Source organism: Pseudomonas sp. OST1909 (assembly GCF_015277575.1).
Taxonomy (GTDB): Bacteria; Pseudomonadota; Gammaproteobacteria; order Pseudomonadales; family Pseudomonadaceae; genus Aquipseudomonas; species Aquipseudomonas synxantha_A.
Genome location: NZ_CP063780.1, coordinates 2,351,158 through 2,372,864, shown reverse-complemented (window position 1 = coordinate 2,372,864; position 21,707 = coordinate 2,351,158). Strand labels below are relative to the sequence as shown.

At 59.8% G+C, this 21,707-nt stretch carries 16 protein-coding genes and 4 tRNA genes; 11 read left to right on the top strand and 9 right to left on the bottom strand.

Annotation, left to right across the window (positions count from 1 at the left end):
- Nucleotides 1-64 precede the first annotated feature (64 nt).
- The 6 genes from IH404_RS10470 to IH404_RS10445 all read left to right on the top strand — a co-directional run bounded on the left by IH404_RS10470 (nucleotide 65) and on the right by IH404_RS10445 (nucleotide 7,297).
- Nucleotides 65-472: a biopolymer transporter ExbD gene (locus IH404_RS10470; RefSeq protein ID WP_005786670.1), complete on the top strand. Its 408-nt coding sequence runs from the start codon at nucleotides 65-67 to the stop codon at nucleotides 470-472.
- Between the two features lie 2 nt (nucleotides 473-474).
- Entirely contained in the window at nucleotides 475-1,206 is a 732-nt protein-coding gene (locus IH404_RS10465; RefSeq protein ID WP_005786668.1) for an energy transducer TonB, read from the top strand.
- A gap of 24 nt (nucleotides 1,207-1,230) precedes the next feature.
- Nucleotides 1,231-3,516, top strand: coding sequence for a TonB-dependent receptor (locus tag IH404_RS10460; RefSeq protein WP_194440379.1), 2,286 nt, complete (start codon nucleotides 1,231-1,233; stop codon nucleotides 3,514-3,516).
- Between the two features lie 24 nt (nucleotides 3,517-3,540).
- A complete protein-coding gene (locus IH404_RS10455; protein ID WP_194440378.1) occupies nucleotides 3,541-4,188 on the top strand; it encodes a MotA/TolQ/ExbB proton channel family protein in 648 nt (215 codons plus the stop codon).
- A gap of 56 nt (nucleotides 4,189-4,244) precedes the next feature.
- Nucleotides 4,245-5,462: a phospholipase D-like domain-containing protein gene (locus tag IH404_RS10450; protein WP_194440377.1), complete on the top strand. Its 1,218-nt coding sequence runs from the start codon at nucleotides 4,245-4,247 to the stop codon at nucleotides 5,460-5,462.
- 95 nt (nucleotides 5,463-5,557) lie between these two features.
- Nucleotides 5,558-7,297: a dipeptidase gene (locus tag IH404_RS10445; RefSeq protein WP_194440376.1), complete on the top strand. Its 1,740-nt coding sequence runs from the start codon at nucleotides 5,558-5,560 to the stop codon at nucleotides 7,295-7,297.
- A gap of 177 nt (nucleotides 7,298-7,474) precedes the next feature.
- Here IH404_RS10445 and IH404_RS10440 read toward each other — a convergent pair whose 3' ends face one another.
- Nucleotides 7,475-9,136 carry a M24 family metallopeptidase gene (locus tag IH404_RS10440; protein WP_194440375.1) on the bottom strand — a complete coding sequence of 554 codons (1,662 nt, stop codon included), beginning with the start codon at nucleotides 9,134-9,136 and terminating at the stop codon, nucleotides 7,475-7,477.
- A 78-nt stretch (nucleotides 9,137-9,214) separates the two neighbouring features.
- Here IH404_RS10440 and IH404_RS10435 point away from each other — a divergent pair, with 78 nt between their 5' ends.
- Nucleotides 9,215-10,705 carry a PLP-dependent aminotransferase family protein gene (locus IH404_RS10435; protein WP_005786658.1) on the top strand — a complete coding sequence of 497 codons (1,491 nt, stop codon included), beginning with the start codon at nucleotides 9,215-9,217 and terminating at the stop codon, nucleotides 10,703-10,705.
- Nucleotides 10,706-10,818: 113 nt separating this feature from the next.
- On the top strand, nucleotides 10,819-12,999 hold the full coding sequence (locus IH404_RS10430) for a hypothetical protein (protein WP_194440374.1): 2,181 nt from the start codon (nucleotides 10,819-10,821) through the stop codon (nucleotides 12,997-12,999).
- Between the two features lie 60 nt (nucleotides 13,000-13,059).
- Here the strand turns inward: IH404_RS10430 and IH404_RS10425 are convergent, their stop codons facing one another.
- Together IH404_RS10425 and IH404_RS10420 are read right to left on the bottom strand one after the other, a co-directional pair.
- Entirely contained in the window at nucleotides 13,060-13,347 is a 288-nt protein-coding gene (locus tag IH404_RS10425; RefSeq protein ID WP_005786654.1) for a hypothetical protein, read from the bottom strand.
- Between the two features lie 48 nt (nucleotides 13,348-13,395).
- Nucleotides 13,396-14,499: a polyamine ABC transporter substrate-binding protein gene (locus IH404_RS10420; protein ID WP_005786653.1), complete on the bottom strand. Its 1,104-nt coding sequence runs from the start codon at nucleotides 14,497-14,499 to the stop codon at nucleotides 13,396-13,398.
- Nucleotides 14,500-14,635: 136 nt separating this feature from the next.
- Here IH404_RS10420 and IH404_RS10415 point away from each other — a divergent pair, with 136 nt between their 5' ends.
- Nucleotides 14,636-15,427, top strand: coding sequence for a helix-turn-helix transcriptional regulator (locus IH404_RS10415; RefSeq protein ID WP_194440373.1), 792 nt, complete (start codon nucleotides 14,636-14,638; stop codon nucleotides 15,425-15,427).
- A gap of 78 nt (nucleotides 15,428-15,505) precedes the next feature.
- Here IH404_RS10415 and IH404_RS10410 read toward each other — a convergent pair.
- From IH404_RS10410 to IH404_RS10395, 4 genes are all read right to left on the bottom strand, one after another.
- Nucleotides 15,506-15,581: transfer RNA gene (locus IH404_RS10410), tRNA-Gly, on the bottom strand.
- Between the two features lie 3 nt (nucleotides 15,582-15,584).
- Nucleotides 15,585-15,660: transfer RNA gene (locus IH404_RS10405), tRNA-Glu, on the bottom strand.
- A gap of 105 nt (nucleotides 15,661-15,765) precedes the next feature.
- Nucleotides 15,766-15,841 (bottom strand) — tRNA-Gly (locus IH404_RS10400).
- A 3-nt stretch (nucleotides 15,842-15,844) separates the two neighbouring features.
- Nucleotides 15,845-15,920: transfer RNA gene (locus IH404_RS10395), tRNA-Glu, on the bottom strand.
- A 369-nt stretch (nucleotides 15,921-16,289) separates the two neighbouring features.
- Here IH404_RS10395 and IH404_RS10390 point away from each other — a divergent pair.
- Nucleotides 16,290-17,048 carry a hypothetical protein gene (locus IH404_RS10390; protein ID WP_005786648.1) on the top strand — a complete coding sequence of 253 codons (759 nt, stop codon included), beginning with the start codon at nucleotides 16,290-16,292 and terminating at the stop codon, nucleotides 17,046-17,048.
- A gap of 200 nt (nucleotides 17,049-17,248) precedes the next feature.
- Nucleotides 17,249-18,061: an alpha/beta hydrolase gene (locus IH404_RS10385; protein ID WP_122733732.1), complete on the top strand. Its 813-nt coding sequence runs from the start codon at nucleotides 17,249-17,251 to the stop codon at nucleotides 18,059-18,061.
- A 36-nt stretch (nucleotides 18,062-18,097) separates the two neighbouring features.
- Here IH404_RS10385 and IH404_RS10380 read toward each other — a convergent pair whose 3' ends face one another.
- Both IH404_RS10380 and IH404_RS10375 read right to left on the bottom strand, forming a co-directional pair.
- Complete coding sequence (locus IH404_RS10380; RefSeq protein ID WP_122733733.1) at nucleotides 18,098-20,065, bottom strand: methyl-accepting chemotaxis protein; 1,968 nt, start codon at nucleotides 20,063-20,065, stop codon at nucleotides 18,098-18,100.
- Nucleotides 20,066-20,178: 113 nt separating this feature from the next.
- A complete protein-coding gene (locus tag IH404_RS10375) occupies nucleotides 20,179-21,591 on the bottom strand; it encodes a PLP-dependent aminotransferase family protein (RefSeq protein ID WP_122733734.1) in 1,413 nt (470 codons plus the stop codon).
- Between the last annotated feature and the right edge of the window lie 116 nt (nucleotides 21,592-21,707).

Genomic DNA, 21,707 nt, shown 5'->3' with positions numbered 1-21,707 from the left:
GTTAACCATTCGGTCATTTTTGCTTGCTAGCGTGTTGCCCCTAATTCAATAACGGGGTAACGGAATGAGAACCTGGGACGAACCCAAGAAACGCAAGGCGCACATCGAACTGATCCCGATGATCGACGTGATGATGTTCCTGCTGGTGTTTTTCGTACTGGTGAGCCTGAACGTGATTCCCGCGCTCGGCATGAAGACCCAATTGCCCAGCGCCAGCAGCTCGCAGCAGCTCAAACCGCAAAACAAATTCATCCTCACCCTGGGCCTGGAAGGCCAGTTGCAACTGGACGGCAAGGACCTGACGGTGGATGCCCTGGTGCCGGCCTTGAAGGCGGCCGAGAAGCCCGACACCAAGTCGACGATCATCGTCAACAGCGACAAAGGCGTAGAGGTTTCGCGCCTGGTGGAAGTGATGGACACCCTGCGCCTGGGTGGCTTCACCTCCGTGTCCATTGCTACGCGTAAGTCTTGATCATGTACGTTCTGTTTCGTGCGCGTCAGCTGCTGGGCAGTGTCCCGGCCCTGATCGCCCTGGTGCTGATTGCACTGGGTATCCAGTCCCAGACCTTGAAGGTCGAGCCGGTGTATGACGAGTCGGCGGTCGAATTGGCCTTGGTCGAGCCGGAACCGGAAGTCATACCGGAACCGGTGGTGGAACAAGAACCGCCACCGCCGGTAATAGAAGAGGAAGAGGCCGCGCCGGCGCCACCGCCACCGCCCAAGCCGCTGCCTAAACCCGAACCCAAACCCAAACCTAAGCCAAAACCTGTGCCCAAGCCGGCGCCCGTGGTCGCCAAGCCCGCGCCAACGCCGCCACCGGTGGCCGCCAAGCCAGCCCCGGCCGCCGTCGCCCAAACGGCACCGACGCCCGCCCCACCGGCGCCACCGAAGGTCGATGGCCAGGCCCTGGAAGGCGGTTACCTCAAAGGCTTACGCAACGAGTTGGACACCTACAAGCAGTACCCCACCGGGCGCCAGGCGTCGCTCGAACGCCCCAGCGGCGAGGTGGTGGTGTGGTTGCTGGTGGACCGCCAGGGCCGTGTGCTCGATTCCGGCTTGCAGACTCAGGCCTCAAGCATGTTGCTCAACCGGGCCGCCACCAACAGCTTGCGTCGCATCAAGCAAGTCAAGCCGTTCCCCGAACAAGCCTTCGGGGGCCGCAATGAGCAGCGCTTCACCGCCACCTTCAACTACAGCGTGCAATAAGCACCCGACATCAGGACGACAGTGATGAAGTTCACCCGCATTCATCTGGCACTCGTTGCCGCGACCAGCATGAGCCAGGGACTGGTCATGGCAGAGACCAGCGACAGTGATGTCGGCACCATTGGGGTACAAGGCAAGGCGAGCGCAGGGGGCGGTTACATGGTCCCGGAAGAAAGCATCAAGGGCCGCTCCACGGTGACCAAGGAAGCACTGGACAAGCAGGCAGCAACGGGCAATGCCATCGATAAGCTCAAGTACACCCCGGGCTTGAACATCTCCAGTGAAGACAACACCGGCCTCTCGGGTTTTCGCTTCACCATGCGCGGCATGAACTCCGACCAGGTGGGCATGTCGGTGGACGGCATGCCGATCAACGACTCCGGTAACTACGCGCTGTACTCCAACCTGCTGGGCGACCCGGAAAACATCGACCAGATCTTCGTCACCCAGGGCGCGTCGGAGGCCGATGGCCCGCACATCGGTTCCAGCGGCGGCAACATCGGCATCGTGACCATTCGCCCGACCAAGGAAACCGGCGCGTTCGTCAAACAGGTGGTCGGCAGCAACGCCACGCGCAAGACCTTCGCCCGCCTCAATACCGGTGAAATCAACGGTCTTAGCAACTGGTTGTCGGTGTCCCATACCGAAGGGGAAATGTGGCGTGGCTCAGGCGCGGTGCGTGCAGACAAGGTGGAGTGGAACAGCTTCTTCGACGCCGGCAACGGCAACACCGCCAACCTGATCCTCAAGTACCACGAGCAGGACAACAACAGTTATAGCCAGTTGACCAAGGCGCAGTTCCAGCAGAACGGCCGCAAGTACGATCCCTACCCGGCCACGCCGAGCGTGGGCAGCAACGGCAAATACAACAGCTACTACGCCCTGGCGCAGAACCCGTTCCAGACCTTCACCGCCGTGCTCAACACCCAGTTCAAACTGGCCGACAACCTGGCGCTGTCGGTGATCCCGTATTACTACTGGGGCAACGGCAGCGGCGTCGGCTCGTCCGCCTACGCACTCAACCGTGGCTCCAACCAGGGTGGCGTGTTCGACCTCGGCAACCTACCCACCGCCGCCCAGTACAACGCCGATGGCACACCGAACAGCGGCGTGTACTACCGCCCTTCTCGCACGCAAACCTGGCGGCCGGGCATCACCACCAAACTGACCTGGGACCTGGGCGACCACAGCCTGCAATTCGGCTACTGGTACGAGCGCGCACGCCAGAGCCAGACCCAGCCGTTCATTCCCCTAAAGAGCAACGGCAAGCCGGTGGACACCTGGCCGGATTCCAACAGCGCCATCGTCGATGCCAACGGCAATCAGGTCCAGGGGCGCGACCGCTTCACCGTGACCCCGGCGCAAAAGGTCTGGGCCCAGGACACCTGGTACATCAACCCGGACTGGACCTTCATCGCCGGCCTTGCCTACATGAACGTCGAGCGGGACGGTACCAACCACGGCAGCCTCAACGAGCGTCCGGAAAAACGCAACCAGACCTATAACAAACTGCTGCCCAATGTCGGCCTCAAATACCAACTGGACGAGCGCGACCAACTGTTCTACAGCCTGTCGCGAAACATGCGCGTACCGCAGAACTATGCGCTCTACGACAAGGGCGTTGATTCGATCAACCTCGAGCCGGAAACCAGCTGGAACCATGAACTGGGCTGGCGCTACAGCGGCGACGACATGACCCTGGCCGCCACCCTGTTCTACATGGACTTCAAGAACCGCCAGGTCTCATCCAAAGACATCAACGGCGACGCCGCCGACATCAACGTCGGTGCCGTGACCAACAAAGGCCTGGAGCTGGAATGGAGCGGCCAACTGCCCCACCACTTCAACTACTACACCTCCTACACCTACACCAAGGCCGAGCAGCAAGACGACATGACCGTCTACAACGCCGGCAAGCCCATCGTGCTGCCCACCAGCGGCAAGCAGTTCGCCAACGTGCCCAAGAACATGCTGGCGGCCAACGTTGGTTACGACGACGGGCGCTTCTACGGCACCTTCGGCGGCAAGTACACCAGCAAGCTCTATGGCGACCTGACCAACGACGAAGCCATTTCCGGACGCACCGTGTTCAACCTTGGCGCCGGTATCTACCTGCCGGTGGACAAGAAAGTCGTCAAGGACGCGACCCTGCGCCTGAACGTCGACAACCTGTTCGACAAGAAGTACCTGGACGGCGTGTACACCACCAAGACCAACGCGGCCAGCTATAGCGGTTTTCGCGATGGCGACCCGGCCTACATCGTTGGCCTGGACCGCACCGTAACGGTTTCGCTGGAAGCGAATTTCTAAGACTGACCCAAGAGGAACACCAGCATGGATATGAACCTGCTCCACGACGTCACCTTCTATGTGATGTACGCGGCGATGGCCATTGCGATCTTCATCGCCATCGAACGCGGCATCTACTTTGCCTACGTGCGCCGCCAGGCTCGGGCGTTGATCGACGCCCTCGACGCCCCCGTGCACAGCGAGCGTGACCTGCCGGAAAACCTGAGCCGTCGCGACAGCCTGCCGCTGAACATGATCCTGCCGGTGCTGGCGCAGAAAGCCTCCAACGGTTCACGCAAGGACCTGGACGACGAAATCGACACCCAATACCTCAAGACCCGTGCCCCGCTGGCCCGCAGCCTGTGGATCATCGAGACCATTACCACCGCCGCCCCGCTGCTGGGTTTGCTGGGTACCATCCTCGGCATTATCGACACCTTCAAGGCACTGGCCACGGCGGGTGTTTCCGACCCAGGGCAGATTTCCGGTGGTATCGGCACGGCCTTGTTCGCCACCGGCCTGGGTATCGCCATCGCGCTGTTCTGCGTGGTGTTCCACAACTTTTTCCAGGACAGCCTGGAACGCATCAACGACCAGTTGAAGATCCTGTTGATCCGCGCGGCCAGCGGAGCCCGCGTACAAGGCGAAGTGCCGCACCTTGTACCGACCTCCCTGCACAGCCGCACAGCGTGACCCGTCGGGCGGGCGCGTAATACGCCCGCCCCTTTGTTTTGTCCGATGAGACGCCTATGTCCCTTTCGATGAAGTTGCGTATCGCCAGCCTCGCCGGCGTGTTGTTCAGCCCGCTGGCCCAGGCGGACTTTTCCATTCCGGGGTTTGAGCTGGTGCACACCGTGCCGGTGGATACCGCCCTGGGCACCGCCGATCTGCGCCAGACCGGCCCGGTATGGATCGAGCTGTTCGACAGTGCGAAGAGCCGCATTGATATCGGCCAGTTCTACGCCGTCGACCATCCCGGCTCGGTGATGGACACGGTCATCGAACGCCTTGAGGCTGCCGGCAAGCGCGGCGTGAAAATTCGTTTTTTGCTGGAAGAAAAAGGCATCAGGCTGTCAGAAGCTGCCACCCTGGAACGCCTGCGTGCGATCCCCAACCTGACCTTGCGGGTGCTGCCCTACGGGCAACTGAGCGGCGGCATCATCCATGCCAAATACCTGCTGGTGGATGGCAAGCAGGCGTTTATCGGCAGCCAGAATTTCGACTGGCGCTCCCTGGAACATATCCACGAAACCGGGCTGCGTATCAGTGACGCAGCCATCGTAGGCCAGGTGCAGGCGATCTTCGATCAAGACTGGCAAGCCCAGGCCGCGCTCGCCGATAAACAACCGGTGCCGCTGCCGGCCACCGGCCAGGCGCCCGCACGCACCGGCAACTACCTGGTGGCCAGCCCGCAACGCTACAACCCGCCAGGCGTAGGCGACTCACAGCTGGAACTGCCACGCCTGCTAAGCGAAGCCAAAAAAGAAGTGCGTGTGCAATTGCTCGATTACGCGCCACTGTCCTACGGGCCTGATCGAACCCGCCCGTACTACGCGGTGATCGACAACGCCGTGCGTGCCGCTGCTGCCCGCGGGGTGTCGATCAAACTGATGGTGTCCAACTGGAACACCGACAAGCTGGAACTGCCCTACCTCAAGAGCCTGGCGGTATTGCCCAACGTCGAAATCAAGATCGTCACCCTGCCCGAAGCCAGGCAAGGCTTTATCCCTTATGCGCGAGTGATCCACAGCAAGACCATGGAGATCGACGGGCAAGTGGCGTGGATCGGCACCAGCAACTGGTTGGGCGGTTACCTGGATAACTCGCGCAATCTGGAGGTGGTGATGCGCAGTGAAGCGATGGCCAGCCGTGTAGGGCAATTGCATGAGCAACTGTGGGACGGGCCCTACGCCAGAGCCTTGAGCGTGACGGATGAATACCCTGAGCCCCATCCTGGCCAGCATTGACCTTGGGCACCTGAGTAGTGGTAGTGTGTGGAAATGTTTCCGACTTACCTGTCAGAAACACCCTACTCACTACCTGCAAAGGAATGCCTTAAACAATGCACTTTCCACTCAAGCAATTGGCCGTTGCCACCCTGTTCGCGGCTAGCCTTTCGGCCCTCTCCACCCCCGCTTTCGCCAACATCAGCGCAGACCAAAGCGCGGCGATTGTGAAGAGCTTCAGCGAGACATCGGTCACCGATTTCCGCAGTTTCCTCGGCAACCTCGCCAAGGGCGAGCTGGGTAAATCGGCTGACGTCGGCCCGGCTATCAGCGCCTTTCTCGACAACAAAACCCTGAACGCCGAGCAGCAGAACGAAATCAATCGGCTGCTCGGTATCTACACCCGTGTGAAGTACGGCAAGGCTGCCCTGGAAACCTTGCGCGAACTGGTGGAGATTCCGACCTTCAACGTAGACGGGCTGCCACAGTACAAAAACCCGGAATTCCTCAAGATCGCCGACAAGATCCAGGCCCTGGCCAAATCTTTCAACCTGAACTTCCGTAACGTCGATAACCGTGTGTACGAGATCTCCCTGGAAGGCAGCGGTGATGAAGTCGTCGGCGTACATGCCCATGCCGATGTGGTGCCGGTCACGCCGGAAAACTGGGTGCTGCAAGACGGCACCAAGCTCGACCCATTCAAGGTCACGCTGATCGGCGATCGCATGTATGGCCGTGGGACCGAAGATGACAAGAACGGCATCGTCGTGGCGATGTATGCCATGAAGGTGATCAAGGAAGAAAAACTGCCGCTGGTGCGTACGTTCAAGCTGCTGGTGGACACCACCGAAGAAACCGCCGGTGACGCGATTCCCTACTACTTCGAACGCAACCCGGTGCCGCAATACAACCTGGCGCTGGATGGCGGCTACCCGGTGGTGATCGCAGAGAAAGGCTCGGGAACCGTTATGGCGACCTTTCCGGTGCGCAAAGGTGAAGGCACAGGCGCAGAAATCATCGCAATGACCGGCGGCAAGGCCACCAACCAGATTCCATCGGTTTCGGTGGCCACGCTGGTCAGCGATAAGCCTGCTGAGTTAGCGGCCAGCCTGCAGCAGGCCGGTAATGACTATGCCAAGCGCAACGGCGGCAATTTCCAGGTCAGCGCCAAGGTCGATGGCAAGGACGTCAAACTCACTGTCACCGGCGTATCCGCCCACTCCTCCGAACCCGAAACCGGGGTCAACCCGGTGGCTCGTATGCTGGAACTGATCCACGGCGTGGACGGCAAGATTGCCCTCAAGCACAATCACATCACTGATGCGGCGCGTTATGCAGCCGACAACTGGGGCCTGGATTACCTGGGCGGCAAATTGGGCGTGGGCTTCGCCGATGACTTCATGGGGCCGCTGACCACCTCGCCGACCTTTGTCGGCCTGGATGACAAAGCCTTCAAGCTGGCGGTGAACCTGCGGGCGCCGAAGGGTAAAACCCCGGAGGCACTCAAGGCACAGATCGAACAGAAACTGAATGCCTGGAACCAGCAAGCCAAGGTCAACGTGAGCTTCGCCTATTCGCTGGATACACCGATGTACCGCAACCCTGAAGGTGAGTGGGTCAAAGCCTTGCTGGCGGTCGCCACGGAAAACCTGGGCATGCCGCACAAGTTCGGCACCTCGGCCGGTGCAACCTCGGTGCACGACTTGCCCAATGGGGTGCAATTTGGCCTGGCCCGTCCGGAAGAGAAGTACACCGGGCACACCGACAGTGAGTTCAAAACGGTTGAGCAGTTCCTGCTGGACCTGCAGATCGTCACTGAAATGATGGGCCGCGTCGGGCAGTTGCCGAAGCTCTGACCCATGTGAAACCCAAGCGAGGCTGCGATGGCGGCGGCACAGGCAACATTTTCATCGCCTGAACCACCGTTTTCGCAGCCTCGCTGAAGCTCGACAGCTCCCACAGGAGATCGGCAGTGCTGGGTTGATCTCGGTTCATCGCGACAAGCGCACTTCTCGGCAGCAATGGCAGGCTCTTCAGGCTTGCAACATCAGCATGTCTTCAAAGAACCCACCCACTGGCTCAGTGGGATGGCACAACTGGATCTCCAGCACCCAGGCCATTTCGCTCGGTGGGATCTCCAGGTCAGCCAACTCCTTGCTTTCGAACAAGGCATGGGGGAAATCCGCAAGGCGATGCCCCGCCAGATTGCGTGCCAGCCTCCAGCCTTTCGACACGGCGCTCTGTTCGGCGAAGTCGTAGAGCTCGCGCCCGGTCAGCCCACGCAGCCACGCTTGGCGGGTCTCATCGAACACCTCATGCAGCGCAGTCCTGCACGCCAGATGCAGCGGTAACTCACCGAAGATGAACGTGTCGCCGTAGTCCCCTTCATAGCCGTCCCATACCGGACCCAGGTCGACCACGACGATATCGCTGGCACGCAGTTTGCGCTGACGATCAACACCCTCGCGGGAGGGCCGGATGGTGTCGGGGCCAAAGCGAATGTAGGTCGGATGCCAGGTGTGCGAGGCGCCCATGGCCGTGAGTTGCTGGGCGGCCATCTCCAGGGCTTCGCCGGTGGTCATGCCGACCGTCAACCGGCTGGCGATGGCCGCCAGGGCGCGTATGGATTTTTCTCGCGCCGCCAACATGCCGTCCAGGGAATACCGTGGGCCGACTTTTTCCCAGATCGGGTCGAACGACAGCAACACCGTTTGCGCGCTTGACCGGCCACTGGCGACAAACGCCTCCGCGACAAACCGATGGCTCGGCAACCCCGCCTCGACGCAATGGGCACGCACCTGGCTAAGCATGGTGCCGTTACCACACGCATAGACCTGCGCCGCCTCCCAATGATGCCCGTGGCTCAATGCAACCTCCTGCACCCGCCCCTCGGATGATCGCACCGAGTGCCAGCGAAAACGGGGGTGCTCAAGCATCGATTCATCCAGAAAGGCGCCGTCATAAAAGTCGGTTGACTGCGCGCCGCCCCAATACAACGTCACCTGGACATTACGTTTGAGCGCGGTCAACAGGATCGGCTTGATGCCCGCGTAACCGGTACCCGTGGCAAACAGCACGACGGGCGCTGCGTCATCGTCCTGCCAGGTGCAGGCGCCAAACGGTCCTTCCAATTGCATGCGCGCCCCCACGACCAAGCCATCCAGAACGCCTTCGGAAAAGTATCCGCCGCTCACCCGACGAACCTGGAAGACCAAACGCCCCTCGTTCTCGGCTGGCAGGTTGGCAACCGAGAAGCAACGCGTGTCGCCGTCTGCCAGGTAGAACTTGAGGTATTGACCAGCTCGCACCTTCAAAAGTGTATCGGGCTTGAGTATCAACTCAATGACATCGGGCCCGAGCGCGCGCTTGCCAATGACCTGAGCGCCAACGACCAACGCAGGTGTATCCAGGGACCAGCCGGGAATCTCCAGGCGCATGTCGGTGCAGGCATGGCTCTGGCAAAGCAACATTTCATTGGCGGCCAGGGGGTAACACGGCGCCGGCGCATCCGGCGCCAGGCGCTTGGCCCGGTACTCACCTGCGGCGACCACCACCTTGCACGAGCCGCACGCACCACGGCGGCACGAGAACGGCACAGCCAGGCCGCTGGCAAGCATGGCGTCGAGCAACAGTTCGTCGCCGATCTCCAAGGTTTTTCCCGAGGGAGACAGTTCGATGACATGGCGTGTGTTCATAAAGACCTCGGGGTAAGTGAGGCCTGGATTGTTACGCTAGACTAGGACCATTAAAACCTCCAGATTTGGATACTTCAGATGGTCCAGTTGCGTAAATGGCACCCCCTGCTCAAACTCGACGAAGACACCCGCCAGGCGTCCTATCGCAAGATTGCCGAAGGCTTGGTCACCGCGATTGTCGAAGGGCGCCTGCCGCCAGGGACGTTGCTGCCGGGCACACGAGAGATGGCACAACTGCTCGACGTCAACCGCAAGACAGTGATCCTGGCTTATGAGGAAGCGATGACCAAAGGCTGGCTGATCAGCGAGCCGCGCCGTGGCACATTCGTCAATGCGCAATTGGCCCCAAAGCCCCTGCCCTGTGCGGCGCAACCGTCTTTCGCCCCACTGCTGCTGGACCAGCCGGTGGTACCGTATTTCACCCATAACGCCCAGGTGGTCGCGCTTCAGCATCGGCACAGTGCGCTGTTCTTCGACAATGGCACCAGCGACCATCGCCTGCTGCCCCAGGCCGTTTTGCATCGCTACTATCGCCATGCGCTGCGCAACAGCTTTGCCTCCAACACGGTGCGCTACGGCAGTGAGGGCACCGGCTATCAGTTGCGCTGCGCCCTGGCCGAGATGCTGCGCAATAACCGCGGGCTGACAGTGACTGCCGAGAATATTTGCCTGACCCAAGGCACGCAGATGTCCCTGTATCTGAGCGCCAGCCTGCTGATCAAGCCTGGCGACGTGGTACTGGTGGAGCGTTTGAGCTACCCGCCGGCGTGGGAAATTTTCCGCAAGCTCGGCGCGCAGTTGGTCACGGTCGACATCGACGATGAAGGTTGCCGCACCGACCAGGTCGAGCGCTTATGCCGCGAGCATAACGTGCGCATGATCTACCTCACGCCCCACCACCAATTTCCCACCACCGTGAGCCTGCATGCCGCACGTCGACAACACTTGCTGGCATTGGCCGCGCAACATGACTTTTGCGTGATCGAAGAAGACTACGACCACGAATATCACTTCAGCGGCCGCCCTTACCTGCCGCTGGCCAGTGACCGTGCCCAGCGCCATGTGATCTATATCGGCTCGTTATCCAAGGTGCTGGGCTCGACGTTTCGTTGCAGTTACATCGTGGCCCCCACGCAGGTGATTGAAGCCCTGCAGCGCAATGCCGCACTGATGCTGGGCGACGCCGATGCGGTCGCACAGACCATGCTGGCGGACTTGATCAATCACGGTGAGTTGAAAAAACACCTGCGCCGCGTCTCCAAAGAGTACCTGGCGCGCCGGACCGTGTTGCGCGAATGTCTGGACCAGGCATTCGGTGAGCGCATACAGGTGCGCGAGCCCGAAGGTGGCTTGGCGCTCTGGGTACGTTTCGAGGATAGCGTGAACGTGGATCGCTTGGTGCACACCGCCCTGGAGCATGGGCTGGTGGTACGCAGCGGTCGTCAGTTTTCACCCGACGACCAAGCGGAAAACGCCCTGCGCCTGGGCTTTGCCTCCCTGGACCGGGATGAGATCCATCACGCAACACAACGGCTGGCCCAGGCTATGAAAGCGATAGATAGGCGCTGAACGCGTGATGGCCCGGTGCAACGGTTCCTTTCCCGCTTACCTAGCCGTTCGGTCAGTTACCACACCGCCCCCTTTAACGTACCTTGGCCTCTGAACCTGTCGGAGCACTCGGGATGTCGCTGATCAACGCTGTCGAACGCGCCTGCACACGCCTGGCTCCCACCGGCTGGCGTGATCTGTTGCTGCACCATGGCTTGGACATAACCTCGACAACCCTGCGCGATGAACTCGCCAAACCCCTGCTCATCGATCGTACCCAGCCCGGCTTTGAGGACTTTTCGGCCGATGGCATACGTGGCGTTGAGCCTGGGCACCCAGCCGCCAGCCTGCTGTTTCATGCATTCGCCTCGCCGAATGTGAACCTCGGAATCAACGGCAGTACACTCACAGCCTTCCCTACCCCTGCTGAAACCGAACACATCCTTAATTATGTCTACGGTGCCAATCCTCCCAGCATGGAGGTTTTGCAACTGGCCGCCGGTGATGCAGAGCTGGCGATTGCCGTGTTTGCCTATGAATACCGCCCCCGCCCCGAGACCGTGCATGGGCGCCAGGCCGACCTGTGCTTTTCCCGCACCGGAATCGCCCGGGTCGGTACGGCGCCAGCGCTGTATGACCCGCAACGCAGGGGCTTTTTGCCCTTTGTCGAGGACCAGCCCAATCAGATGCGCGTTATCCCGGCGCGCTACGGCGCGTTCATAGCGGCACGGCATGTGGGTCAGCCCGAGCGGTTCGGCCCGATGAATGCTCAATCCATCGACCATGATCTTGAGTTCTGGGTGCCCTTGCATAAGGTATTCGATGGCGATGAGTGCGTGGCGGGGATGGACCTGAGCGTTCAGTTGGTCAATCACCAGGTCAATGAAAAGATCGGTCAAATCCACAGACGCTTTCGCAATACCGGTTGGCAAGAGCCTGACATTCTCAACGCACCTTTCGTCATTACCGAGGGGTTATGTCATTGGGCGGATATCGATGGCTTTGCACCTGGCTTGCTGGTGCCCGACGCCAAGGAGCGGCTGGTGCAGCTGGCTCACTACCAAGGTCGTCCGCTGTCCTTCATGATGCCCCCGGGCACCGGCGGCCTGGTGCATGGGCGCCATCATGTGCGTGACGACGGCTCGATTGAAGACCTGAATCAACGTGAGGATGTCGATGCCATCGTCAAGGCCGGAGGCTACCGAGCCCTGCACTATCAGGACGCAATGGCCGATGGCTGGGTGCGCGCACTCTGTCCAGCACTGCAACTGCAGAGCATCGCCGCCTATTCGATTATCGGAGCACCGGATTTTTACCCGTTGTGTGGACAACGGGAACTCAAGCAATGGTCCAGCGACCCGCAGGTTTTTCCTTGCCCTACCCCACCCTGTCCGCAGGTATGGCACACGCGAGTCAACCCACTGTCCGATGTGCGTTTTTTCATCAATCAGTCGCTCAGGGGAGGTTATTTTTCCGCTGAAGACCGCGGCGCCACTGCGATCGTCTCGCACCCCCAAACGTCCACGACTCCAAGCCCCGGACATCCGGCGGCCTATGCCCAGCGACAATCCTGGCTGCCGGATTTCGCCAGCGGGGTCTTCGGGCCTGGCTGGGAAGTCGGCCGTGGCTTGGTAGATGCCCCATTCACCAATATGCTGTGTGGCTATCAGTTGGCCAGCCCGTTCACGGAAGATGCACGCATCTGTGCTGCGCTGGGTTCGTACTGGCCAGGGGTGGCGCCTGATTCAACCCGTACGTTCGAACCGCGCAATGTCTCTGCTACGGTCATCCCGCTGACTGACAACGAAATCGGCCTGCTAGACCAGCCTGCCTGGGATGGGCGTAGCGGCCCCTCACTGATCGAACTGGAGGGGCGCACGCTGGTTCAATACCAGGCTTATGAATACGGCGACTACACCCAGGCCGCGCTGGATGGCCGGATCTCACTGGCCGCGACCGGGCAGACCAGCACCAAGCAGTACCATCAGCGCGTCCTGGGCATGCGCCGCGCATATCAAGCAGTCGGTGCGGGCTCAGACACCGAGCAACGAAAACGCTGGCCGCTGCTGTCGTTTTTTCAGGTGCAATTACCGGACGAAGCTTTCGAAGTCGCACAGCAAGAGGCCGGTTTGCGACTGGAAGGCGAGGTGGCGTACTACAGGCTTTACAAACACGGCGCGATCAGCACCCCAGCGCACGACTTCAAACTTCGTCATGTGGAAATAGAGCAAGAGATCGAACTGTATATGAGCCAGGACGCGCTGCTTATCCGCCGGGACGGGGAACCCTGGCGACACCTCGATGAGTCACTTTGACGTCGTTGTTGTCGGCGGCGGCCCGGCTGGCTGCGCTGCCGCAATCCACTGCGCAGGGAGTTATCCACGATGCCTGCGCAACAAAGGCCAGTTGGACGCGAGTGCTCCGGGCTCATAGTCTCGGCCCCTGACCCGTACCAGGTCGGGGAATTCAAGCAACAAGGCGCGATTCCCCCTGCCGATGTGCTCCATCACCGCCAGGGTGATGTTTTCTCGCACCATGCCCGTCGAGACGTAATACATGGCCCAGGCTTGTTCCGGCGTGCAGAGGCCGATCTGCTCTTCAATCTCTTTGTACGCTTTGTAGTCGTCTGACTCCAAATAGCACTGATCACCGCCTTGGCGCATGCTGTTGCCCTCCCCGGCCCCTGGGTCAACCGCCCAATAGGCCTACACTCACGTACCGCTCTTGACCTTGGTCCAGACCCGGGTGCGAATACGCTCCGCCTTCAACGGCAACGGCTCAAGCGGAACCAGCGTGGCCATGGTCTTTTTATCGGGATAAATCCACGGGTTATCGCGCAACTTCTGCTCGACGAACTGCGTGGCATCTTTATTGGCGTTGGGATAGAGCATGTAGTTGGAAGTCTTGGCAATCACCTGGGGGCGCAGCATGTAATTAATGAACTCCAGCGCGGCCTTGGGGTGTCGAGCGTCTTTGAGCAGTACCCAGTTTTCAGACCAGACCAATGCGCCTTCTCGAGGCAGGCTGTAGGCAATCTTGCGTCCGCTGTTGGATTTTTCATTGATCGCCTGCGCAGCCAGCGCACCATTGGCCCAGCCTACAACTGCGCAAATATTGCCGTCAGCCAAATCGGTGTCGATTCGCGAGGAATCGAAATAGAGCACGTAGGGACGGATTTTTAGCAACAGGGCCTGGGCCTTCTGGTAGTCCAAAGGGTTGGTACTGTTGCTGGGCAGCCCCAGGTAGTGCAAGGCGATCGAAATGATTTCGCTGGGCGAATCGAGCATGGCCACGCCACAGGCCTTGAGCTTGCTGATATTTTCTTCTTTGAAGATCAGGTCCCAGCTGTCCACCGGGGCGTCATCACCCAGGGCGGCCTTGACCTTGTCCACATCGTAGCCAATGCCGGTGGTGCCCCAGACGTAGGGTACGGCGTAGCGATTGCCGGGGTCATTGACCGCCAGCAGAGACAGGATATCGGGATCGATATGCGACAGATTACTCAGTTGCGAGCGGTCCAGCTCTTGCAACACCCCCGCCTTGATCAGGCCGGGCAGCACATTGGAAGTAGCCACGACCAGGTCATAACCGGTGCGCCCGGCCATGACTTTGCTCTGCATGGTTTCGGCGCTGTCGAAGGCATCCATATGCAGCTTGATCCCGCTTTCCTGCTGGAACTCCTTCGGGGTTTGCGGCTCGAGAAACCCGAACCAGTTATACAGATACACCGAAGATTGCGCGGCGCTGGCCGGCGTGCTGATGGCGGCGCCAAGCAGCGAGGCTAAAAAAATAGCTCGCAAGTGTGATCGACTCATATGACTATCCCTGTTACCCGAAGCGCCTTCATGGCTATCGTAAGCTCGGGGTGAATATACCGGGCGTTGTCGAATAGTAAATACCTACAAGTACTTAGCCCTGGCCTGCAAATCCCTAACCCTAAAGGGGTAGAACATGTCGCTTGACCTTCACAACCTGGCTTGGCACCGATCGGTTGGCAAACTGATCATGCAGCTTGATCGACCAGAGTTCTGGAGCTCATTGATTCGCGTATTGAATGAATATGTGCAGATAGACAACTGGGTTGTGCTGGTTTTCAGCGATCACGCCGTGCGGGTGATCAGCCTGCCGGAGGTGGCAGACAGCGAAGAAGTGGATGCCTTTATTCATCGGTATGTGAAAGGTCTTTACCTGCTGGACCCGTTTTATATCGCTAATCGGGAAAACCCGCAGAGCGGGTTCTTCCATCTGCTCGATATTGCGCCGGAACACTTTCTTGAAACCGAGTACTACCAGCAATATTTCGCGCAATACATCTCGGTCGATGAGGCGCAGTACAACGTGCAACTCGATGCCGACAGAACCCTGTGCATGTCGTTCGGCAGTAACGTGCGCTTCACCCAGGCGCAAGTCACGCTACTGGACATGATCAAGCCATGGGTGACGGCAATGATGCATCAACGCATGTGCTTTGAAATTGACCCGCAAAAGAACTTCGCCGAACCGGCCTCATGGACTGAGGCGCTGACCCAGTTGGACACACAAATAACAGCACGCGAGAAAGACGTGCTGAAGTTGCTGCTCAGCGGTTTTTCCAACAAGGAAATCGCCGGGAAGCTGGCGCTGTCGACTGAAACCATCAAAGTCCACCGCCGCAACCTCTACAACAAGCTCAATATAAAATCGCAGTCCGAACTGTTTGCCCGGTTTTTTATGCCAAGGCCGCAAGCCCATGCGGCCATTTGAACGCGGCAAAACCGTATCGGGCCAAATTCAGCACAAACAAAAACGCCGATCATTGCTGATCGGCGTTTTCGTTAAATATGGAGCGGGAAACGAGACTCGAACTCGCGACCCCGACCTTGGCAAGGTCGTGCTCTACCAACTGAGCTATTCCCGCAAATGGCGTCCCCTAGGGGACTCGAACCCCTGTTACCGCCGTGAAAGGGCGGTGTCCTAGGCCACTAGACGAAGGGGACACGCTACTGAAACACATGGTGTGTATTTCAGTGCCCAGAGGCCTCGTCCGAAGACTTGGTCCTGGTTTCACTCAATGCCGCCCGAGGGCCACACTGCTTGTAAATTGGAGCGGGAAACGAGACTCGAACTCGCGACCCCGACCTTGGCAAGGTCGTGCTCTACCAACTGAGCTATTCCCGCATATGGCGTCCCCTAGGGGACTCGAACCCCTGTTACCGCCGTGAAAGGGCGGTGTCCTAGGCCACTAGACGAAGGGGACACACGTACAACATTCACTCCCTACCGCGTTTCGCTGTGTGCTTTACGCTGTAAGTGGCGCGCATTCTATGGATGGATTGAAAGGTCGTCAACCCCCAAGGATAAATTTATTTAAATCAATGACTTCGCCATGGTTTGCCGGCCCGTGCGGGCATTGTCGCCGCTGGAGCCTTGGCGCCTATATTCTGGCGTTCAACAAGGCGTTATAGTCTGCCTGGGCAAATGATGGCAATGTGCACCCATTCGGAAGCGCTTACCTATATAGAAGAAACTACCCGGGCAACTGGTCGATCGGTCCTATCCGCCGGATGCCTCAGTCACTACACTCCACAGCAAACCCTATAAAGAGGTCACACCGGTGACACCACTCATGATCACCCTGCTGGTAATAGCCGGGATCGTAATACTGATCGCCATTGGCTACATGAACCACGTGGTGGAAAACAACAAGCTGGAAAAGAAGCGTACCGAGATCGAGCTTAATGATCGGCTGCGTCGCTGCGGTGAAATCACCGAGACCTTCCCCGGCCAACTGATGACCCCGGCGCTCAAACTGTTGCTGGCTCGCCTGGAACTGAACGTCAACCAGCGCCTGTTGAACCTCAACAAGTCCAGCGCGCCAATCAAGGCACGTATCAGCGAACTGAATGCGCTGATCGCCCAGGGCGAATCGATTCCGGTGGCCAACCCACCTGCGCCGATCCAGACCGAAGCCAAGGCCAAGGACGTGCGCTTTTTGCTCGAAGCCCTGCACGGCCAAGTCACCCGTGCAGCCCAGGACGGTTTCCTGCCAACCAACGAAGCCAAGCACTGGATCAAGGAAATCCGTCATATCCTGGTACTGCTGCATATCGAGTTCTTCAACAACCTCGGCCAACATGCCCTGCTGCAAGGCCAGCCCGGCCAGGCGCGCCTGGCGTTCGAACGCGGCGTGCAGTACTTGCGCAAACAACCGGAACCGGTGCTCTACAGCGCACAGTTGCAACTGCTGGAGTCACAACTGGCCCGCGCCAACTCCACAGTGTTGACCAACAGCCAACCGGCGGAAGACGAAGTCAACGAGCTGACCGAAGGTTTGAAGGTCGTCGATGCCGACGCCGAGTGGAAAAAGAAAGCTATCTACGACTGACAGCTACGCCCAATTGTAGGAGCGAGCTTGCTCGCGAAAAACCTTCGCACCGCGTTGAACCAGAACGCGCGCGTTATCGATGACGGTTTTCGCGAGCAAGCTCGCTCCTGCAAAACAAGATGCCATCACTTTGCATCTATCCCCCCGCCCACGACTAGCGTAAAAAAGTGCCCCTCACTCCGTGAAGTTAGAGGCCTGCTATGCCTGTTGCCGTGATTGATGGACAACCGCTGCACTACGTCGACCAGGGCAGCGGCCCGGTCGTATTGCTTGGTTCAAGTTACCTGTGGGCTCGCGACATGTGGACGCCGCAGATTGAAGCGCTGTCCCAGCAATACCGGGTAATCGTCCCCGAGCTGTGGGGTCATGGCGAGTCGGGCCCGCTGCCCACGCAAACCCGGTCCCTGGATGATCTGGCTCGCCAGGCCCTGGCGCTGCTGGATCACCTGGACGTCGAGCAGATCAACCTCGTGGGCCTGTCGGTCGGTGGCATGTGGGGCGCGCGCCTGGCACTGCTGGCGCCCGCGCGCATCAACAGCGTGGTGCTGATGGACACCTACCTCGGCGCCGAACCCGAAGCGACGCGCGAGTATTATTTCTCGCTGTTCAAGATGATCGAAGACGCCGGCGCCATCCCCGAGCCGCTACTGGATGTGATCGCACCGATCTTCTTTCGCCCGGGCATCGACCGTGAATCGGCGCTGTATCAGGATTTTCGCAAATCCCTGCAGGGCTTCCCCCGCGAACGTCTGCTCGATAGCATCGTCCCGCTGGGCCGCCTGATCTTCAGCCGTGAAGATATCCTGGAGCAATTGCCGCGCCTGGACGCCGACACCACCCTGGTAATGTGCGGCGAGCAAGACAAACCCCGCCCGCCTGCCGAATCCGAGGAAATGGCCGGACTGATTGGTTGCGACCTGATCCTGATCCCCGAGGCCGGGCATATCTCAAGCCGTGAGAACCCGGACTTCGTCAACGAAGCGCTGCTGACCTTCCTCGCCAACAACGCCTGACCACCCTTCGCCTTGCTCGCCGCACCCCAGCGGCGATCACAGGCGGAAATGCCCCACCATCCCCTTGAGCTCCACGCCCAACTGCGCCAGTTGGACGCTTGATGCTGCATTGCCTTGCATACTCAGCGCCGAATGATCGGCGCTCGCCCGGATACTGGTGACGCTGCGATTGATCTCTTCGGCCACCGAGCTTTGCTCTTCGGCGGCGGCGGCGATCTGCTGGTTCATTTGCTGGATCAGCGACACGGCTGCCGCAATGCTGCCCAAGGCACTTTCGGTTTCCAGCGCATCACCGACCGCCAGTTTCACCAGTTCGCCACTTTGCTGGATCTGCTGCACCGACGACTGCGCCGCACTGCGCAAGGTGCTGACCAGCCGTTCGATCTCCTCGGTCGATTGCTGGGTGCGCTTGGCCAGGGCCCGTACCTCGTCGGCCACTACAGCAAAGCCACGCCCCTGCTCACCGGCGCGCGCCGCTTCGATGGCGGCGTTCAAGGCCAGCAGATTGGTTTGCTCGGCCACGCTGTTGATCACGCTCAGCACGGTGCCAATGTTCTGGATCTCTGCGCTGAGGCTTTCAATACTCGCGCTGGCACTGTTGCTCGACGTCGCCAGCAATTCGATACGCTGCAAACTCATGCGCACCACCTGCTGGCCGCTGTCGACCTTGGCATCCGCCGTCTGTGCGGCTTGCGCCGCTTGCTCGGCATTGCGCGCCACATCGTGCACCGTGGCGGTCATCTGGTTCATCGCCGTGGCAACCTGTTCGGTTTCTTCCTTCTGGCTGTTGACCTCGTGGTTGGTCTGTTCGGTAACGCTGGACAGCGAATGCGCGGAACTGGCCAGCTGTTCAATGCCGGCCTGCAACCCGCTGACCATCTGGCTCAAACCGCTGCTCATCTGCTGCATGGCTTGCATCAACTGGCCAATTTCATCGCGACGGCTGACCTCCATGCGCCCGCTCAGGTCGCCCGAGGCAATCTGCTGGGCCACGGCGATCACACTGCGCAACGGCGCAACGATCAACCGGGTAATCAGCCACGCAGCAATCAAGCCCACCAGCAACGCCAAGGCGGAGGAACCGATGATCAGCAGCGTGCTGTGCTGCAACTGAGCCTGCATGGACTGATCTTCAGCGGCGTACGCCTGATTGACCTGGCTGACCACTTGCTCGGCGCGGTCATGCAGTTGCGTGTAGACCAGTTTTTCCTGGGCCAGCAGCCCGGTGTACTCGCCGAGTTTTTCACTGAATGACGCGATATGCCCGCTGACTTCGTTGAGTACGGTCTGGTAGCCCGCGTCCTTGACGCTGGTTTTCAGCTTCTCGACCTCGGCCAGGGCCTGGTCGGCCTGCTCGATCTTGCCCTGTGCAACGTCGTCTGCCTCAGCCTTGCGGCTCTGGTCCAGGCGCACCCGCGCTTCGTTCATGGCTTGCAGCATCAAGCGCGACACCTGGCTGACCTGCCCCGCCTGCTCGATAAACTCGGCGCCCTCCTTGCCCTGGCTCTCCTTGAGGCCATAGGCACCATCGTCCGCGAGACCCGCTTGCAACACGTCCAGGTTATTCGCCACGCTGGACACTGACCAACTGGCCATTTCCAGCGCCAGGTCCTTGGCCTGGGTCAACTCGACGAACTCATCGAACGCCTTGCGATAGGCGAGCAAAGCTTGCTCGACATCGCTCATCACCCGCTCGTTGATGACGGACCGGGCCTTGAGGCTGATGGCCTGGGCCAGCAATGCGTCAACACTGCCATGCAGGGCGTCCACCGCCTTGGGGTCGGCGTGCAGCGCGTAGTTCTGCTCGATCACGCGCACCTTGAGCAGCTCGCTGTTGAGCGAAGACATCTGCTTGAGGCCATCAAAGCGCTGACCGACGGTGTGCAGGGACCACACACCGATCGCCGCTATCAGGGCCGTCAGAAGGAGCACCAAGGTAAAACCCAAGCCCAGTTTTTTTGCCATGCCAAGGTTGGCGAATCGTCGTTGCACGCCCCAAATCATTGCACTTGATCCTCTTGCAATGGCAGATGCCATAAGCCAGGTTTACAAGCAGCGAGAGTGGCAACCCCAGGGCACTGAGCACAAGCCGCTGGCGCCGCAATAATGGCAAAAAGCTACATGCTCGTCGTTTTCAGAATGGTCGAGGTCGATCTGGTTGGCCCCATGGCACGGAACAACGCCAGTGCGCGCTGATCCGCCGCGTAGGCCACGTTGATGCGTAGCCAGTCGCTACGCTCTCCGGTGGGGCTGAACAGCGCCCCGGGCGACAGCAGCACGCCGAGCCGCCGGGCACAGGCCTGCAGTCGCGACGGGTCCGGGATACCCGGTCGCGCCCACAGGAACATGCCCCCGGCGGGAACGGCAAAGACCTGCCACTCTTCATCCTCAAGCACCTGCAACGTTGCAGCCATCTGCGCATTCAGGTGCTTGCGCAGGCGCTGCACCCACTTACGGTAAGTGCCGTTGCTCAACAACGTTGCCACCATTGCTTCGGCAAAGCGCGAGGTGCCGATGCCCGTCAGGGTCTTGAGATGGGCCAATTGCTCAATGAGCGTGGCACTGGCACAGAGGTAGCCCACGCGCAGGGCGCTGCTCAGGGTCTTGGAAAAACTCGACACATAGATCACCCGGTCATCGTGGTCCAGCGCCGACAAGCGCGTGCAACTGGCATGTTGCAGGTCGCCGTAGACATCCTCTTCGATGATCAGGAAATCCCGCTCTCGCGCCAGTTCCAACAACCGCTGCGCCACCGAACGGCACAGGCTGGTGCCGGTGGGGTTGTGATACAGGCTATTGATGAACAGGCACTTGGGCCGATGGGTTTGCAGCAGCGTTTCCAAGGCAGGGATATCCGGGCCGCCGCGGGCGCGCGGGACCTCCAGCAGGGTCACACCCTGAAAGGCCAACTGGCGATAAAGGTTGCCATACCCGGGTGTTTCCACCACGACCTCATCACCGGCCTTGAGCAAGGTGCGTATCAGCAGGTCCTGGGCATGACCGGCGCCATGGGTGGTGAGAATACAGTCCAGGCGGGTGGCTATGTGAATCTGGGTCAGACGCTTGAACAGTTGTTCACGCAGCGTCGGCAGCCCCAAGGGCGTACTGTAGTTGAACAAGGCCCCGGTATCGGTACGACTGAGTTCGCGGATTGCATAGCTGATGTCATCGCTTTCGCGCCAGTCGTCTGGCAGCCAGCCACACCCCAGTTTCAACTCGCCGACGGGACTGTCGGTAAAAGCGCCCCATCCCTGCTCCGCGCCTTCATACCAGTGGTGTTCGTGGGTCGCTGCAGGTTGCGCCACCACGAAGCCCGAGCCGTGCCTGGAGGCCAGCAGCCCCTGGGCCACCAGCCGTTCGAACGCCTCAATCACGCTGGACTGGCTCAGCAGGTTGTCGAGGGCCAATTGCCGAATGGACGGCAAGCGCGTTCCGGGGCTCACCCCTTCCTTGCGAATCCAATGCGCCACCGCGCTGACGATTTGCTGAACAACCGGTACCAGGGCTTGTCGATCGATCCCTAAATCCATGAGCCACTCACTTCAACTGTCTGTTAACCCAAAACAGTTAAGCACAGAAGCTCACCAAAATTTGCCGGGAAGATTTATTAAAGTATTGATTTTATTAGATTATTTACCTACTGATA